This window comes from Rhodoferax sp. GW822-FHT04A08 (assembly GCF_058801025.1).
On record NZ_JBXAMW010000001.1, the window covers coordinates 862,439 to 877,684 of the forward strand.

Sequence of the window (15,246 nt, forward strand, 5' to 3'; positions counted from 1 at the left end):
ACGTGATATGGCGAAAAAAGTGGTTTTTCTAGGTATGGGTGGGACGATTGCCGGCAAGGCGCAGAACGCTGGAGACAACGTGGGATACACGGCCGGCCAAGTGGGCGTTCAACAGTTGCTTCAGTCGGTGCCTGGTCTTGGCAAGGCAATGGGCGACGATCTGCCTGTGTCTGAACAGGTTTGTCAGATCGACAGCAAGGATCTTGAGCACGGTGATTGGTTCACGTTGACTGCCAGGGTTCTCCACCATCTGCAGATGCCGGATGTGCGTGCAGTCGTCATCACGCACGGGACGGATACGCTGGAAGAAACCGCCTACTGGTTGTCGCGAGCGTTGCCAGGGAAGATGCTCAACCAGAAGCCAGTGGTATTGACCTGCGCCATGCGGCCGGCCAGTTCACTTGCGCCGGACGGGCCCACGAATATGGCGGATGCGGCCACGGTGGCATGTTTTCAAGGTGCGCGGGGCCTGTTGGTGGTGTGCGCGGGCAAGATATTCGAAGCGGCGCATGTGCAGAAGGTGCATCCCTATCGCGTCGACGCATTTGATGCGGGCGAGGCCGGCCCCCTCGGCGTGGTGGAGGAAGGGAGCGTTCGCCTGTTGTTCAATTGGCCGAATGCGGATGCCCTGCGGCCTGGACTGGACTGCGCACAGTTGCAGGCGCGCGGTTTGCCGCGTGTGGAAGTCTTGCTGAATCACGCAGGTGCCAGTGGTGCCATCGTGCGCAGCCTGCTCAACCCTGTGGAGGGTGACGCACCGGTACGCGGCATTGTCGTTGCCGGAACCGGCAACGGCACTATTCACAAGGATCTTGAGGCCGCGTTGCAGCTTGCACAACGTCAGGGCGTACGGGTCGTGCGCGTTAGCCGATGCGCCTACGGCTGTGTAGTGGGTTCTGCCGCCGCCGCTGATGGTGGCTTTGCTCATTACGGTTTGTCGGCCGTAAAGGCTCGCATCGCGCTCATGCTGGACCTGGTTGAGGCGACTTAGGCGCGATCACCACATATGCAAAGGGCCGCACTTGCGGCCCTTTGGGGTTGTACGAAGTTGATTACTGAAGTGCTTCAAACACCCGCGCCGTGATGGAGTCCACATCGCCCATGCCGCTGATGGCGCGGTACTTGGGTGCCTTGGTTGGCTCCTTTTGGGCCCACTCGGAGTAGTACTGCACCAGTGGGCGCGTTTGCGCGCTGTACACATCCAGACGCTTGCGAACGGTCTCTTCCTTGTCGTCTTCGCGCTGGATCAGCGGCTCGCCGGTAATGTCGTCCAGGCCTTCCACCTTGGGTGGATTGAATTTCACATGGTAAGTGCGGCCCGATGCTGCGTGCGAACGGCGTCCGCTCATGCGCTCAATGATGGCTTCAAAGGGAACGTCGATTTCCAGCACATAGTCCAGCGTCACACCAGCGGCCTTCATGGCATCAGCTTGGGGGATGGTGCGAGGGAATCCGTCGAACAGGAAGCCGTTGGCACAGTCCGGCTGCGTGAGACGCTCCTTGACCAGATTGATGATCAGTTCGTCGCTGACCAGACCACCCGCCGCCATCACCGCCTTGGCTTCCAGGCCCAGGGGAGTACCGGCCTTGACCGCTGCGCGCAACATGTCACCCGTGGAAATCTGCGGGATGCCGAATTTTTGACAAATGAATGTGGCTTGTGTGCCTTTCCCGGCGCCGGGTGCGCCCAACAGAATCAGTCTCATGGAACCCCTCTTTTTACTTAAATGATGTGCTCATCACGGAGCTTTCGCCCGCAGCTACAGAATGCAAATTAACGCGCGAGAATAGCATGGCGTGCCTATAGGCTAACTTACAGATGATGCAGGTGGGGCGCCGGCAGCAAACACGCGTCGAACACGTTCCAAGTCTTCCGGTGTATCGACCCCTGCGCCCGGCGCGGCATCGGTCGTATGTACAGCAATCTGATGGCCGTGCCACAGGGCGCGCAGCTGCTCCAGTGCTTCGGTTATTTCCATAGGCGCCTGTGCCAGAGAGGGAAAGCTGCGCAAGAACCCCACACGGTAGGAGTAGATACCGATGTGGCGAAGTGGCGCAGGCTTTGGCAGCGTCTGAATGCCTTCGGCAAAGCCGTCACGCCACCAGGAGATAGGTGCCCGGCTGAAATACAAAGCCATTCCCGAAGCGTTCAGGACAACCTTGACCACATTCGGATTCTTGAAGTCTTGCACACTGTCAATGCTGTGCGCTGCCGTGCCCATGCTCGCGCCCTGGTTTTGTTCCAGCAATCGAGCAACTGCATGTACCAAGGCGGGGTCTATCAAGGGCTCGTCCCCTTGCACGTTCACGACGATGTCATCGTCGGCCAAACCCAGCAGCACGCAGGCTTCGGCCAGGCGGTCGCTGCCCGAGGGGTGGTCTTCACGGGTCAGCACGGCCTCCACGCCAAACTGTTGGCATGCCAATAGGATGCTAGGGTGATCCGCCGCCACCACAACCCGCACCGTGGGTGGCATCCCCCGAGTCACACGTTGCGCCACGCGGACTACCATGGGAATGCCAGCAATGTCTGCCAGCGGTTTGTTGGGAAGCCGGGTCGACGCCAACCGCGCCGGTATCAATACGGTAAACGCCATCTCCGGGACGCTTACAGGCCAAGTTCGGCGTCGCTGAGTGTCCGTGCTTCGTTCTCCAGTAGCACGGGTATGCCGTCTCGCACCGGATAAGCCAAGCGGGCAGAGCGGGAGATCAGCTCCTGTTTCTCACGGTCGTACTCAAGTGGCCCTTTGGTGACGGGGCAGACAATCAGTTCAAGCAGTTTGGTGTCCATGTGTGGATGATAGCTTTGTACGGCGCACATCATCCACCAGACCATCCAGTGCAACCCAAAAGGCGGATTCCTGCGTCTGGATCAACGGTACGGCCAACGCATCGGGCCAGATTTCCCAAAGCTTGGCGGCATCCTTTTCGGTGCAGAGAACCTGGTAACCCTGCAACAGGTCGGCGTTCAGTGACTGGAAGTCGAAGTGGTCGGGCAGCGGTAGCGATTTGTCCAGCGCAATACCCATCGCGGTAAGAGACGAAAAGAACGCTTCGGGTCTGGCAATACCAGCCAGCGCCAACAACGGCTGCCTCAGCGTGGCGATTTCGATCTTTGCGCCATGGCGGTCAACAGCATGGCGGTCCAGAGAGCGCTCTGCGGAGAATCCAGGCAAGCGTTTGTGCAAGCCGGTATGCAATACCAGCAAGCGCGCATCATCCTGTCCCGCCGCCTGCAAGGCCTTTCGCGGCCACGGCTCACGCAGGGGGCCGGCGGGTAGCATCCAGCCGTTGCCCACGCCGCGATCATCAAATACACAAACCTCTATGTCTCTGTACAAGGCGTAATGCTGCAGCCCGTCATCGCACACCAGCAGCTGTGTATCCGGGTGTTGCATAAGCAAGGCGCTGGCTGCGGCGTGGCGGTCACGCCCCACGTAAACCGGCACATCCGTAGCGCGTGCAATCAGCAAAGGCTCGTCACCCACGGATGCAACGTTGTCCTTGGCGGAAACTGCGCGAACGTCGTCACTTTGGCGCCCATAACCGCGTGACACAACGCCCACCTTCCATCCACGCGAGCGCAAGTGCAAAACAATGGACACCGTGGTTGGCGTCTTGCCGGCTCCGCCCGCAATGGCATTGCCGACCACGATGACAGGGCGGTCTAATACCTTTGCCTTGCGCAGTCCTGATTGATAGGTCCAGCGGCGCAGAAATACCAAGGCGGCGTAGACAAGACTGATGGGGAGCAGAAGGGTGGCAATGACTCCGCGACGCTGCCAGGCGCTGACCAAGGTCATGCCCAGCTTCTGGGGCAGATCATGACCAACGCCCATGCCTTTACTGAATACCAGCCTGAGCGGACGTCTGTGTCGCGAACGTGATGTGGTTCAGGCCTGCGCGCCGTGCAGCTTCCATGACCGTGATCACGGACTGGTGTTTGGCGCTGGCGTCCGCGCTGATCACCACAACGGCATCCTTTCCACCTTTGGCCGCATCTGTCAGTGCCGCCGCGATGCTGTCCAGTGTGCGACTTACCAGGGGCATCTTGTTCACGCTGAGATTGCCGTCCGCGGCGATGGCCACGATCAATTCCTTGGGGTAGTCCTTCTGGGCTTCCGTATCCGCTGCGGGCAGGACAATCTGCATTTCCGTGAACTTGCTGTAGGTGGTGGAAAGCATCAGAAAGATCAGCACCACCAACAGCACGTCGATGAACGGAATCAGATTGATTTCCGGCTCTTCATTGGTTCTTTTGCGAAAGTTCATGGAACGATTGCCTATGCGGTCCTGCGGCTTACTTGCGCAACGCTTTGAGATGGCGCGCCAGCCGATCAGCAGACAACTCCAATGTCAGCAGGTACTCGTCCACACGACCACGGAAGTAGCGCCAGAAGATGAGCGAAGGGATGGCCACGATCAGACCGAAAGCGGTGTTGTAGAGCGCAATGGAAATACCGTGCGCCAACTGCGCCGGATTGCCACCGCTTGATCCCCCTGGCGCCTGCGAGCCAAAAATTTCGATCATGCCCACCACCGTGCCAAACAGTCCCATCAGGGGTGCGGCAGAAGCAATCGTGCCCAGTGCGCTGAGGTAATGCTCCAGTCGATGGGCGACCTGGCGGCCCACACTCTCCATGCTAGCCCGCAAGTCTTCTTCGCTGAGCAGCGGCTCGGTATTCACTGCGCGCAGTCCGCTGGCCAGCACCTTTCCCAAGGCGGAGTTCTTCTCCAGTTGGTTGATGACTTCGCTTCCAGGAATTCCTTTGCGCGTCACGCCAATGACTTCGTCCAAAAGGCGGGCGGGCGCCACCTTCTTGGTTTGCAGACTGATGAAGCGTTCAATGATGATTGCCAGGGCGAGAACCGAGCATGCGACAAGAGGCCAGATTGGCCAGCCAGCGGCTTGTATGATGGAAAGCAAGTGTCCCCTCCGTGCGATTGGTGTGCGTCGGGATTATGACCCACATGGCCGCCCCGGCAACGCACAGTTTCTGTGGATAACTTTGTGTAGAAGTCTGTGCAATCAGGCTCGCGAACCACGCTGGCATGGGGCTTTGACACTTTGATGACATTTGCAGCAGAAAAAAACGTAATGAAATCAAGCTACTTGGACGGAGGCTTGCGGCTGTCGGCCGCATTGCTGACAGCGTCCTTCCGAACGCCTGAACTGGGGATGACAGTTATGCATCCGCTTACAACATTTTTGGAAATCCAGCATGGTTGATGCCTTCGATGCAGAGCCAAGGCAGCGTGTGTGGCCGGTTGGCGCCCTTTGCCGCGCCATCGCTGATGCGCTGGAATCGCGCTTCAATCCGGTAGCGGTAGCCGGGGAGATATCCGGTTTTTCCCGCGCTGCCAGCGGGCATTGTTATTTCTCGTTGAAGGATGCAAGCGGTCAATTGCGCTGCGCCATGTTTCGCCGGGCTGCCAGCATGCTGGACTTTGTTCCGCGCGACGGCGACAAGGTGGAGGTGCGTGGGCGTCTGGGTGTATACGAGCCCCGAGGCGAATTGCAGCTAATTGTGGAAAGTCTGGCGCGGGCAGGACAGGGCAGTCTGTTCGAGCAGTTTCTGCAGTTGAAAGCCAAGCTGGAGGCGCAGGGGCTGTTTGACCCCGCCCGAAAGCGCCCATTGCCAGCTATGCCTAGGGGCATAGGCCTGGTGACTTCGCTGGGCGCGGCGGCCCTGCACGATGTGGTAAGTGCGCTGCAAAGGCGTGTACCGCACATCCCCGTAACCCTGGCGCCCGCTTCTGTGCAAGGGGAAAACGCACCGCGAGAGCTGGTGCAGGCCCTGCAATCGCTGTATGCACAAGCGCAGGACGGGCCGGCAGTAGGCAACGACGTTCCAGTCGACGTGATTCTGCTGGTGCGTGGTGGCGGCGCGCTGGAAGACCTGTGGGCCTTCAACGACGAACAACTGGCGCGTACCGTGGCGGCAAGCCCGGTACCCGTCATCAGCGGGGTAGGGCATGAAACCGATTTCACCATAGCCGACTTCGTTGCCGACCTGCGCGCTCCCACGCCAACGGCTGCGGCGGAAATGGTCAGTGCCGACCGTGATTCGTATTTGCGGGAGCTCAGCGACCTGGAGCAACACCTGCGCAAAGCCTTGGTGCGTTTCATGGAGCGCGAGGCACAGCAGGTGGATCATCTGGCTGCGCGGATCGGACGTCCGTCGGGCGCCTTGACCCGCCATGCCGCTGGTCTGGCCACATTGCAGCAGGGCATGCAATACGCCCTGCGTGCGGGAGTGCAGCGACGCTGCAATGCAGTGGATCGACTAGGGCAAAGCCTGCCCCGTGCTGCCCAGCTTGCCGTGCAGCGGTTGCATGACTCCTGCGACCGGGCAGAGCTGCGGCTGCGTGCGCTGGATCCGGCTTTGGTTCTGCAGCGCGGATATGCGTGGCTCACCACGCACAGTGGTGCGCCCATCACTTCTGTGAGCCAGGTCGCAAAGGGCGAGGAGTTGATGGCAACTTTGGCCGACGGTACGGTTGATCTGTTGGTGCAAAACGCGAAAAGCAATTAGTTCCTACAATGTGCGATTGTCAAAAACCAACCAACTGAAGAGGAATCCATGGAACACACCTTGCCCGCCTTGCCCTACGCGATTGACGCACTGGCACCTGCCTATTCCAAAGAGACTTTGGAGTTCCACCACGGCAAGCACCACAACGCCTATGTGGTGAACCTGAACAACCTGCAAAAGGGCACCGAATTCGAGAGCATGACCCTCGAAGAAATCATCAAGAAGTCCAGCGGCGGCATCTACAACAATGCAGCACAGATCTGGAACCACACCTTCTTCTGGAACGGCATGAAGCCCGCAGGCGGCGGTGAACCCACAGGTGCACTGGCTACCGCCATTTCCGCCAAGTGGGGCAGCTACGCAGCCTTCAAGGAAGCCTTCGTGAAGTCTGCGGTCGGCAATTTCGGCTCCGGCTGGACCTGGCTGGTCAAGAAACCCGATGGCTCGGTTGATATCGTCAATACCGGCGCTGCCGGCACTCCCTTGACCACCGCTGACAAGGCACTGCTGACGGTTGACGTATGGGAACATGCGTACTACATTGACTACCGCAATCTGCGCCAGAAATATGTGGAAACCTTCTTTGACAAGCTGGTCAACTGGGGCTTTGCGGAAGGCAACTTCGCCTGATCCAGGTGGCCAACTCAGGGGATTGCGGTCTCCTGATAGTCTCCCAGGCCTGAAGCTGTCTTCAGGCCTTTTTTTCGCCAACTCTCGGGAGAGCCGTTCATGTCCTCCATCAGCTCCATAGCCCAGTCTGGGATGAATGCCGCGCAGCGCCAGCTGGATGCGGTGGCCACCAATGTCGCCAAATTCGCCACCGAAGGACTTCAGAACCGCGATGTGCTGCAAACGGCACTGGCTGTGGGTGGCGTGGTAGCGAATGTCGCGAGTTCAGGGTCCTCTGGGTCATCCCTGGCAACCGATCTGGTAACGCAATTGCAAGCCAAGAATTCGTTCCTCGCCAATTTGGCAGTTTTCAAGGCGGGCGACGCCATCGCCGGCGCTCTGCTGGATCAGAAGGCGTAGCCCCGTTAGCAGCCCAATGCCCCAGCCTCTCAGGAAGTCTGGGTCAGGTAGCTCAGCACCAGTTTGTCCTGCTGCTTCAAATCCTTGAACGAAACACCCACGAAGTAGGCGTCTTCGTAGCTGGCGCGGTTGTTGTGGCAGACGATTGCCTGCAGCACCAGTTCTTGCGGCGTTTCATCAACCTGAACCGACATGGTCATGCGCAGGTTGGCGCCTACCGGGGCCAGACTGCTGTCGGCCTTGATCATGGCGCCGCGTACGCTGATGTCGATCAGCGTGACCGCCACATTGCTGGTCTGGTCTCCGGGTTGCGGCAAAGCGACGCGAGTTGGCCAGGAGCGCTTGACGCGCATGCTCTGGCGTACCAGCTTGGCGTCAACCTGGGCCGGATAGGCCAGCAGCGCGTAGGTGAAAGGCTGCACAAAGGTTTGCAGCACCTTGGATGGAAACGAGTATTCGTATTGCCCGGTAAAGCCACGTACCAGGCATATGTCGCCCGCCTTCAGGTCGCTGGGCTCGGTATCGGTTCCCAATGCCCCTACCATCACACCTTTGCCCTCAATGGCGCCGAAAAACTGGGACTCCCGCTTGCTGGCACCTGCAACCAGGCGTCGGGTCTGCAGTGCCATGCCGGGTTTTAGCCCCAGGGCACGCAATGGCAACCGGTTGACTGCGTCGGGAGTGTTCTCGTTATCGGACATCGCTCAGCGCAGCTCCTTGGGAAGGGATTGAACCCATTGGACAATGGTCTGAGCCATGGGCGCAACGGCTGCCGGGTCCTTGATGGCGCCGACCAGCACGTGCTGTCCCAGGGCTTTGCTATAGGTTACTGGCTCAATGGACTTATGGGCCGCACCCAGCCGGGTAAATGCAGAGCGGGTCTGTGCCACATCCACGGTCTGATCAGCTTCGCTGAACAGCACCAGCACAGGCGTCTGAAACCGCGACAGGTCGCTGTTGCGCACGCTTTTGACCAAGGCCATCATGGGGAAAAGTGCCTTTGTGGGATAGCTTTCGGTCCAGGCCTGCGCCTCCGCGGCACTTTCGGGCGTTGAACTGCGGGTGGGGCCTTGCACCCACAGCGCGATGCGTTGGCCCCAAGGACCGTTGATCAGTTCCGAGCGTTTGTCCTTGGGACCGAAGTTGGGCGACACAAACACATGGGCGGCAACCCGTGATGCGTCCGGCGATGTGCCCAGCCAGGTCGCGAGCGTGGAGCCAGTCGAACAACTGATCAGCAGCACCTTGTCCCCCAGCGTCTGTCCTATGCGCACGGCCTCCAGCGTATCTGCCATCCAGTCCTGTGCGCTGGCTTCTCCCATGGCTGCGCCATCGGTACGCCCATGGCCTGTCAGTCGGGTGTAGAACACATTGGCGCCCAACTGCGCCGCCACCGTCTCGGCCAGCGGCGCGGTTTCCATGCGGCTGGCCGAAAAGCCGTGGATGTACACCACGGACCAGTGCGTGCGCACGCCAGGTGCATTGGCCCAGACAATGCCTTTGGCATTGCCGGGTTTGATGTCGGGAAACGCCTTTTCGCTGGCGTCGACCCAATCGGCCAACGCTGCAATATCCTGCGGGGGCAGAGACCTAACGGTCGCCACAGGCTCTCCCATCGGGTTGCGTGGCCCCAGCCAGAAGCCCAGCGCTCCCAGCAGTACCAACAGCAAAATCAGGGCGCCTGCACGACGCAGCCATGGGGTGGTCTTGCCGCTTGCAAAGGGTGTGGTGGGGGGAGGTGACATGGGCTAGCATCGGGACTTGATTGACTGTGATGGTACACCGGCACTGCGTGAACCCTTGGGTCCAGACACGGGGAGATTTACCCATGAAACAGATTCTTTTATTGCGTACGTTGGCTCGGTTCATGGTCTTGGGAGGTGTGCTCCTCCTGGGGGCCTGTGCCAAGGTGAATGACGCCGGCATGTGGCTGGTCAGCGTTGCCTACGGCGTGTCGGAAAGTGATGCCCAGGCCTTTCTCAAGGCCCCGCCTGGCAAGAAACTGGTGGTGGGCGCAGACGGAGCGCTCGCCCTGCAGTGAACCCATCCGCTGAACATCTGGATTGCCTGGTGATCGGTGCCGGGGTGGTCGGATTGGCGATTGCCCGTGCCTTGGCGCAGCAAGGGCGCGATGTGGTGGTCGTGGAAGCACAAAGCGCCATCGGCACCCAGACCAGCGCTCGCAACAGCGAAGTCATCCATGCGGGCATCTACTACCCCGAAGGTTCACTGAAAGCCCGCTTGTGCGTGCGGGGACGGCAGCTGCTTTACGCCTATTGCGCCGAGCGCACCATTGCACACAGGCGTTGCGGCAAACTCATAGTCGCCACCGATGAGGACCAACTAAAGGCTCTGGTGCAGTTGCAATTGCGGGCACAGGCCAATGGCGTTTCGGACCTTGTCTGGCTTGATGGGACCCAGGCACACACTCTGGAGCCTGCACTGCGTTGCGTGGCGGCTTTGCATTCGCCTTCTACCGGCATCGTGGACAGCCAGTCCTTCATGCGTGCGCTGCATTCCGATCTGGAAGACGCGGGTGGTGTCGTCGTGTTCAATACGCGAGTGGAGCGCCGGGATGATCAAGGCGAACGTGGTGCGCAATGGGTGCTGCAGGATGGCACCCGTGTTGTTGCGATGTCCGTCATCAATGCAGCCGGTCTACAGGCGCCTGACCTGGCCTGTCAGATTGAGGGCCTGGACTCTGCCCATATCCCTACGCCGCACTTTGCCAAGGGCAATTACTTTGCACTGACAGGCCGCGCACCTTTTTCGCGGCTGATATACCCTGCGCCCGAGGCGGCTGGTCTGGGCGTTCACCTCACATTGGATCTGGGCGGGCAGGCCCGTTTCGGGCCTGATGTGGAGTGGGTCGATGATCCAGAGGACTTGCAAGTCCGACCGCAACGCGGGGATGTGTTCTATGCCGAAGTGCGCAAGTACTGGCCCGAGCTCCCGCATGGCGCGCTGGTTCCGGCATTTGCGGGCATGCGGCCCAAGATCAGTGGTCCCGGTGAGGCTGCTGCCGATTTCTGCATACAAGGTCCGCAGGATCACGGCGTACCGGGGCTGGTCAATCTGTTTGGCATTGAGTCGCCAGGATTGACCAGTGCGCTGGCGATCGGCGAGATGGTGGCTAGGCTCGCAGCGAACGGATAGCCTGGGCGGCCTGGCTGACCAGCGCAGGGCCCTTGTAGATCAGGCCGGTGTAGATCTGTACCAGGTCTGCACCGGCCTGGATCTTGGTCACTGCATCCTGTGCGCTGAGGATGCCGCCCACGCCGATGATGGGAAATTCCCTGCCCAGCGCAGCGCGAAGTTGCGCAATCACTTGGTTGCTCATCGCCAGTACTGGCGCACCAGAGAGACCGCCGGTTTCTTTTGCGTGCGGCAAGCCTTTGACTGCATCGCGGCTGAGTGTGGTGTTGGTGGCAATCACACCCCAGGCATTATTGACTTTGCCATTACCGTCTGTGCCGTAGCGCTGGAGTGTGGCGGCAATGACAGCAATCTGGTCAGCATCCAGATCGGGGGCGATCTTGAGGAATACCGGTTTGCGCTGGCCATGGCGTTGGGCCAGCAACTCCCGGCGTTCGGCAATGGCGCCCAGCAGGGCGTCGAGCGCCGCATCGCTTTGCAGACTGCGCAGGTTCTTGGTGTTGGGGCTGCTGATGTTGACCGTGACGTAGTCCGCATGGGGGTACACGCCGTCCAGGCAGCGCAGATAGTCGCTGGTGGCGTCTTCAATGGGCGTTGCTGCATTCTTGCCAATGTTCAACCCCAGCAACAGAGACGGATGTGCCTGCTGACGCAGTGCGGACCTCTGCACGTTGCGTACAAAGGCGTCCAGCCCCTGGTTGTTGAACCCGAGGCGGTTGATGAGTGCCCGGGCTTTTGGCAGACGGAACATGCGCGGTTTGGGGTTGCCGTCCTGCGGCAAAGGGGTGACAGTGCCCACCTCGACGAAACCAAAGCCCATGGCGCCCAGGCCGTCGATGCAGCGTGCGTTCTTGTCGAGCCCGGCAGCCATGCCGACCCGGTTGGGAAAGCGCAGTCCGGCGACTTCGATGGGGTCTTCCACCCGCGCAGTGCGATAGGCCCATGACAGTGCATTGCCCTGGGTTCCGGCCAAAGCCGACAGGGTGAGGTCATGCGTGGTTTCGGCATCCATGGCGAACAAAAAGGGGCGCACCAGGCCGTAGGGGACGAGAGCCATCGGATAATTCCTGATCTATTGTGTAACTTCCCTGATTTTCCCCCAATGAACCCACCTACCTCGCCAACGCCTTCTGCCACCCCTGCCTTGACCCAGGACGAACTCAAAACCCTGGTGGGGCAGGCTGCCCTCCAGTACGTCGTGCCGGGCGAAATCGTCGGCGTGGGTACCGGCTCCACGGTCAACAAGTTCATTGACGCGTTGGCCAGCATGAAGGACCAGATCAAGGGCGCCGTGTCCAGCTCCGTGGCCAGCACGCAGCGCCTGCAGGCCCTGGGCATCCCGGTATTCGAGTCCAATGAGGTCGAGCGACTGTCGGTCTACATCGATGGTGCCGACGAGATCGACGGCAACGGCAATATGGTCAAGGGCGGGGGCGCGGCGCTCACCCGCGAAAAGATTGTGGCGGCGCAGTCAGCGCGCTTTATCTGCATCGCAGACGAATCCAAGCTGGTCGAAACGCTGGGCAAATTTCCTCTGCCCGTGGAAGTGATTCCCATGGCTACCAGCCAGTTGATCCGGCGCTTTGCGGCCAAGGGCGGCGTTGGAACCATTCGCCTGAAGGATGGCAAACCTCTGGTCACCGACAACGGGCAACACATTCTGGACGTGACAGGCCTGCAGATCAGCGATCCGCTGGCGTTTGAGGCGGAAGTCAGCCAGTGGCCGGGCGTGGTGACCGTTGGTGTATTTGCATTCCAGCGCGCCAGCGTGTGCCTGCTAGGTACGGCCAGCGGCGTCAAGACGCTGGATTTCCAGGGCTAGAACTGGATACCTGCCGGATTGGACGGACCGGGGGCCGAGGGTGATGCCGGCACCGCTGGCGCTTCCGGTTTTTCTTCCGCCTTGGCCGGCGCAGGCTTCTGCACTGTCACCAGAGGGCTGGCAGGTGCATTGCGGTAGCCGGCAGGCAGCATGGAGGTCCGGGGGTAGCCGGCGGCATCCAGATACTGGGTCCACTCGGCGTCCGAAAAGCCCTTGATACGCTGGCTGCCAATCGTCAGAACGGGCAACGAAGTCTCACCGCTGATGCGTTGCAGCGAGGCAATGTCCTCCTGTGAGGTGACCGTGCGCTCGGAGAAGGGAACACCGCGTGCGCTGAGCAGCGAGCGGCCATTGCCGCAAGGGGCGCAATCAGGTGCACTGTAGAGTGTGACCGGGTACTTGCTCACCACCTGGCGCAACTCGAATGGCAGTGATGCATTGGAGGCAGCTGCGGCAGCCCCCACACCGGTTGTGGCAACCTTGCCTTGATCGGCTGTGATCGGTGGCTTGTCCGAGAATGTGACCTTGCCGTCCGGGCCCACGATCCGATAAACGGTCTGTGCCTGCGCTGCAGCGCACAGGGTCAGCGCAACGGCCACGCATTTCAGCAGGTGTGATGGTTTCATATTCCGGTTCCCCCAATTGGTCACAGTTTAAGCCGACATGCCCTGGTGGCGAAGCAAAGCGTCCAGACTGGGCTCGCGGCCACGAAAGGCCTTGAAGGATTCCATGGCCGGACGGCTGCCGCCCGCTTCCAGAATGGCTTGGCGGTATTTTGTGCCGGTTTCCACGCTGGGCGTGCCATCGGGTGCCGCGGTTTCTTCAAATGCCGCATAGGCATCGGCGCTGAGCACTTCGGCCCACTTGTAGCTGTAGTAGCCCGCCGCGTATCCGCCGGCAAAGATGTGGCTGAAGGTATGCGGTGTGCGGCTCCAAGGTGGGGATGGCACCACAGCCACTTCGTCACGCACCTTTTGCAATAGCGCCATGAAGTCGTCCTCCGGTTTGTGCGAGCTGTGTAGCAGCATGTCGAACAGGGAGAACTCGATCTGGCGCAGGGTCTGCAGGCCGCTCTGGAAATTCTTGGCGGCGAGCATCTTGTCGAACAGTTCGCGTGGCAGGGCGGCACCGGTGTCCACATGCGAAGTCATGTGCTGCAGCACGCTCCACTCCCAGCAGAAGTTTTCCATGAACTGGCTGGGCAGCTCGACGGCGTCCCATTCGACGCCGCTGATGCCGGATACGTCATGCTCGCTCACCTGAGTCAGCATGTGGTGCAGGCCATGGCCGAATTCGTGGAACAGGGTGGTGACGTCGTCGTGTGTGAGCAAGGCGGGTTTGCCGTCCACGCCGTCGGCAAAATTGCACACCAGATGGGCCACCGGCGTCTGCATCACGCCATTGTCTGGGCGCAGCCAGCGCCCGCGCACATCGTCCATCCAGGCGCCGCCGCGCTTGCCGGTGCGTGCGCTGGGGTCCAGGTAGAACTGGCCAACCAGTTGGCCCTTGCGGATGATGCGATAGAACTGCACGCCCGGGTTCCATACCGGAGCCTGGTCGGTCTCTATGGCTACGTCGAACAGGGTCTCCACAATCTTGAACAGCCCGGCCAGCACCTTGGGCGCCGTGAAGTACTGCTTGACCTCCTGCTCGCTGAAGGCGTAGCGCTCTTCCTTGAGCTTTTCGCTGATATAGGGCAGGTCCCAGGGCTGTGGGTCGTTCAGGGCCAGGACCTCGCGGGCGAAGGCGCGCAGGTCGGTCAGGTCCTTCTGCGCAAAGGGCTTGGCCTTGGCGGCCAGATTGCGCAAGAAGGCGACCACCGCCTCGGGCGACTCGGCCATCTTGGGTACCAGCGATACCTGGGCGAAGTTGTCGTATCCCAGCAGTTGCGCCTCTTCCTTGCGCAGGGCCAGGATCTCGCGAATGATGGCGCTGTTGTCGAACTTGCGCGCGTCTTCGGGCGCCTGATCCGAACTGCGTGTCACGTAGGCACGGTACATCTTTTCGCGCAGCGCGCTGCTCTTGGCGAATTGCATCACCGGCAGGTAGCAAGGCATCTTGAGGGTGAGCTTGTAGCCCGTCTTGCCATCGGCCTGGGCGCCCGCCAGGGCGGTTTGCATCACGTCTGCCGGTATGCCTTCAACCTCATCCGCGCTGGCGTAGTAGGCAAAGGAGTCGGTGGCGTCCAGCGTGTTTTCGCTGAACTTCTGGCTGAGCTCGGCCTGCTTTTCCTGGATTTCGGCAAAGCGTGTGCGGGCGCTGCCCGTCAGGTCGGCCCCACCTAGCACGAAGTTGCGCATGGCATTCCTGTGGGCCTGGCGCTGTTCGGAATTGAGTGACTGCACGTCCATCGCCTTGTACTTGGCAAACAGCCGTTCGTCGGCGCCCAGGCGTGTCCAGAACTCGGTGACTCGGGGCAGGGCGGCATTGTAGGCAGCGCGCAGATCAGCCGAGTCGGCCACGCTGTTGAGGTGGTTCACAGCGCCCCAGGCCATGCCCAGCCGCTCGGTGGCCACGTCCAGCACCCGCGCCACTTCCGTCCACTGCGCGGGGAAGTCCGTTGCCGTGACAGTCTCCAGCGCCTTGTTCGCCTGCTCCAGCAACGCGTCGATCGCCTCCGCCACGTGCTCGGGGCGGATCTGGTCAAACAAGGGAAGGGAGTCAAAGCGAAGCAATGGATTCATGGAGGCAGTTCAGGTAATG

The 15,246-nt window shown here is 60.6% G+C and carries 18 protein-coding genes; 7 read left to right on the forward strand and 11 right to left on the reverse strand.

All coding sequences use genetic code 11. The annotated features are described in order from the left end of the window. Positions 1-7 precede the first annotated feature (7 nt). Positions 8-991 carry an asparaginase gene (locus AC1RMF_RS04035; RefSeq protein WP_493139717.1) on the forward strand — a complete coding sequence of 328 codons (984 nt, stop codon included), beginning with the start codon at positions 8-10 and terminating at the stop codon, positions 989-991. A 61-nt stretch (positions 992-1,052) separates the two neighbouring features. Here the strand turns inward: AC1RMF_RS04035 and adk are convergent, their stop codons facing one another. The 6 genes from adk to AC1RMF_RS04065 form a co-directional block, all read right to left on the reverse strand. Next, entirely contained in the window at positions 1,053-1,706 is a 654-nt protein-coding gene (adk, locus tag AC1RMF_RS04040) for an adenylate kinase (RefSeq protein ID WP_342617385.1), read from the reverse strand. A gap of 102 nt (positions 1,707-1,808) precedes the next feature. Then, positions 1,809-2,597 (reverse strand): 3-deoxy-manno-octulosonate cytidylyltransferase, encoded by a 789-nt coding sequence (gene kdsB, locus AC1RMF_RS04045; protein ID WP_493139719.1) that lies wholly within the window; start codon positions 2,595-2,597, stop codon positions 1,809-1,811. An 11-nt stretch (positions 2,598-2,608) separates the two neighbouring features. Beyond that, on the reverse strand, positions 2,609-2,791 hold the full coding sequence (locus AC1RMF_RS04050; RefSeq protein WP_342617387.1) for a Trm112 family protein: 183 nt from the start codon (positions 2,789-2,791) through the stop codon (positions 2,609-2,611). Then, positions 2,772-3,839, reverse strand: a complete 1,068-nt coding sequence (gene lpxK, locus AC1RMF_RS04055; RefSeq protein ID WP_493139721.1) for a tetraacyldisaccharide 4'-kinase — start codon at positions 3,837-3,839, stop codon at positions 2,772-2,774. The genes AC1RMF_RS04050 and lpxK overlap by 20 nt, the downstream gene beginning before the upstream one ends. Positions 3,840-3,843: 4 nt before the next feature. Beyond that, positions 3,844-4,272, reverse strand: a complete 429-nt coding sequence (locus tag AC1RMF_RS04060) for an ExbD/TolR family protein (protein ID WP_342617389.1) — start codon at positions 4,270-4,272, stop codon at positions 3,844-3,846. A gap of 28 nt (positions 4,273-4,300) precedes the next feature. Next, a complete protein-coding gene (locus AC1RMF_RS04065) occupies positions 4,301-4,927 on the reverse strand; it encodes a MotA/TolQ/ExbB proton channel family protein (protein ID WP_342617390.1) in 627 nt (208 codons plus the stop codon). Between the two features lie 295 nt (positions 4,928-5,222). On the opposite strand from AC1RMF_RS04065, the gene xseA reads away from it, so the two are divergent. From xseA to AC1RMF_RS04080, 3 genes are all read left to right on the forward strand, one after another. Next, entirely contained in the window at positions 5,223-6,536 is a 1,314-nt protein-coding gene (gene xseA, locus AC1RMF_RS04070; RefSeq protein ID WP_493139724.1) for an exodeoxyribonuclease VII large subunit, read from the forward strand. 48 nt (positions 6,537-6,584) lie between these two features. Further along, positions 6,585-7,166, forward strand: coding sequence for a superoxide dismutase (locus AC1RMF_RS04075; protein WP_342617392.1), 582 nt, complete (start codon positions 6,585-6,587; stop codon positions 7,164-7,166). A 99-nt stretch (positions 7,167-7,265) separates the two neighbouring features. Continuing rightward, positions 7,266-7,565: a flagellar basal body rod protein gene (locus AC1RMF_RS04080; protein WP_342617393.1), complete on the forward strand. Its 300-nt coding sequence runs from the start codon at positions 7,266-7,268 to the stop codon at positions 7,563-7,565. A gap of 29 nt (positions 7,566-7,594) precedes the next feature. Here the strand turns inward: AC1RMF_RS04080 and AC1RMF_RS04085 are convergent, their stop codons facing one another. Together AC1RMF_RS04085 and AC1RMF_RS04090 are read right to left on the reverse strand one after the other, a co-directional pair. Beyond that, entirely contained in the window at positions 7,595-8,266 is a 672-nt protein-coding gene (locus tag AC1RMF_RS04085) for a PilZ domain-containing protein (RefSeq protein WP_342617394.1), read from the reverse strand. A gap of 3 nt (positions 8,267-8,269) precedes the next feature. Beyond that, on the reverse strand, positions 8,270-9,310 hold the full coding sequence (locus AC1RMF_RS04090) for an alpha/beta hydrolase (protein WP_493139729.1): 1,041 nt from the start codon (positions 9,308-9,310) through the stop codon (positions 8,270-8,272). A gap of 83 nt (positions 9,311-9,393) precedes the next feature. On the opposite strand from AC1RMF_RS04090, the gene AC1RMF_RS04095 reads away from it, so the two are divergent. Continuing rightward, positions 9,394-9,606 carry a hypothetical protein gene (locus AC1RMF_RS04095; RefSeq protein ID WP_493139731.1) on the forward strand — a complete coding sequence of 71 codons (213 nt, stop codon included), beginning with the start codon at positions 9,394-9,396 and terminating at the stop codon, positions 9,604-9,606. Continuing rightward, entirely contained in the window at positions 9,603-10,721 is a 1,119-nt protein-coding gene (locus AC1RMF_RS04100; protein WP_493139734.1) for an NAD(P)/FAD-dependent oxidoreductase, read from the forward strand. Before AC1RMF_RS04095 ends, AC1RMF_RS04100 begins: the two co-directional genes overlap by 4 nt. Here the strand turns inward: AC1RMF_RS04100 and AC1RMF_RS04105 are convergent. Then, a complete protein-coding gene (locus AC1RMF_RS04105; protein ID WP_493139737.1) occupies positions 10,699-11,778 on the reverse strand; it encodes a quinone-dependent dihydroorotate dehydrogenase in 1,080 nt (359 codons plus the stop codon). The genes AC1RMF_RS04100 and AC1RMF_RS04105 overlap by 23 nt on opposite strands. 45 nt (positions 11,779-11,823) lie before the next feature. Between AC1RMF_RS04105 and rpiA the strand changes: the two genes are divergently transcribed. Continuing rightward, positions 11,824-12,543 (forward strand): ribose-5-phosphate isomerase RpiA, encoded by a 720-nt coding sequence (gene rpiA, locus AC1RMF_RS04110; protein ID WP_493139740.1) that lies wholly within the window; start codon positions 11,824-11,826, stop codon positions 12,541-12,543. Here the strand turns inward: rpiA and AC1RMF_RS04115 are convergent. Beyond that, on the reverse strand, positions 12,540-13,169 hold the full coding sequence (locus AC1RMF_RS04115; RefSeq protein ID WP_342617400.1) for a glutaredoxin family protein: 630 nt from the start codon (positions 13,167-13,169) through the stop codon (positions 12,540-12,542). The genes rpiA and AC1RMF_RS04115 overlap by 4 nt on opposite strands. A 27-nt stretch (positions 13,170-13,196) precedes the next feature. After that, positions 13,197-15,227: a M3 family metallopeptidase gene (locus tag AC1RMF_RS04120; protein ID WP_493139743.1), complete on the reverse strand. Its 2,031-nt coding sequence runs from the start codon at positions 15,225-15,227 to the stop codon at positions 13,197-13,199. Between the last annotated feature and the right edge of the window lie 19 nt (positions 15,228-15,246).

Excerpts from the sequence above, each read along its gene's own strand:
- adk (WP_342617385.1), bottom strand. The coding sequence starts at position 1,706 with ATGAGACTGATTCTGTTGGGCGCACCCGGCGCCGGGAAAGGCACACAA.
- AC1RMF_RS04075 (WP_342617392.1), top strand. The coding sequence starts at position 6,585 with ATGGAACACACCTTGCCCGCCTTGCCCTACGCGATTGACGCACTGGCA.
- AC1RMF_RS04060 (WP_342617389.1), bottom strand. The coding sequence starts at position 4,272 with ATGAACTTTCGCAAAAGAACCAATGAAGAGCCGGAAATCAATCTGATT.
- AC1RMF_RS04090 (WP_493139729.1), bottom strand. The coding sequence starts at position 9,310 with ATGTCACCTCCCCCCACCACACCCTTTGCAAGCGGCAAGACCACCCCA.
- kdsB (WP_493139719.1), bottom strand. The coding sequence starts at position 2,597 with ATGGCGTTTACCGTATTGATACCGGCGCGGTTGGCGTCGACCCGGCTT.
- lpxK (WP_493139721.1), bottom strand. The coding sequence starts at position 3,839 with ATGGGCGTTGGTCATGATCTGCCCCAGAAGCTGGGCATGACCTTGGTC.
- AC1RMF_RS04050 (WP_342617387.1), bottom strand. The coding sequence starts at position 2,791 with ATGGACACCAAACTGCTTGAACTGATTGTCTGCCCCGTCACCAAAGGG.
- AC1RMF_RS04120 (WP_493139743.1), bottom strand. The coding sequence starts at position 15,227 with ATGAATCCATTGCTTCGCTTTGACTCCCTTCCCTTGTTTGACCAGATC.
- AC1RMF_RS04080 (WP_342617393.1), top strand. The coding sequence starts at position 7,266 with ATGTCCTCCATCAGCTCCATAGCCCAGTCTGGGATGAATGCCGCGCAG.
- AC1RMF_RS04115 (WP_342617400.1), bottom strand. The coding sequence starts at position 13,169 with ATGAAACCATCACACCTGCTGAAATGCGTGGCCGTTGCGCTGACCCTG.
- AC1RMF_RS04105 (WP_493139737.1), bottom strand. The coding sequence starts at position 11,778 with ATGGCTCTCGTCCCCTACGGCCTGGTGCGCCCCTTTTTGTTCGCCATG.
- xseA (WP_493139724.1), top strand. The coding sequence starts at position 5,223 with ATGGTTGATGCCTTCGATGCAGAGCCAAGGCAGCGTGTGTGGCCGGTT.
- AC1RMF_RS04085 (WP_342617394.1), bottom strand. The coding sequence starts at position 8,266 with ATGTCCGATAACGAGAACACTCCCGACGCAGTCAACCGGTTGCCATTG.
- rpiA (WP_493139740.1), top strand. The coding sequence starts at position 11,824 with ATGAACCCACCTACCTCGCCAACGCCTTCTGCCACCCCTGCCTTGACC.
- AC1RMF_RS04095 (WP_493139731.1), top strand. The coding sequence starts at position 9,394 with ATGAAACAGATTCTTTTATTGCGTACGTTGGCTCGGTTCATGGTCTTG.
- AC1RMF_RS04035 (WP_493139717.1), top strand. The coding sequence starts at position 8 with ATGGCGAAAAAAGTGGTTTTTCTAGGTATGGGTGGGACGATTGCCGGC.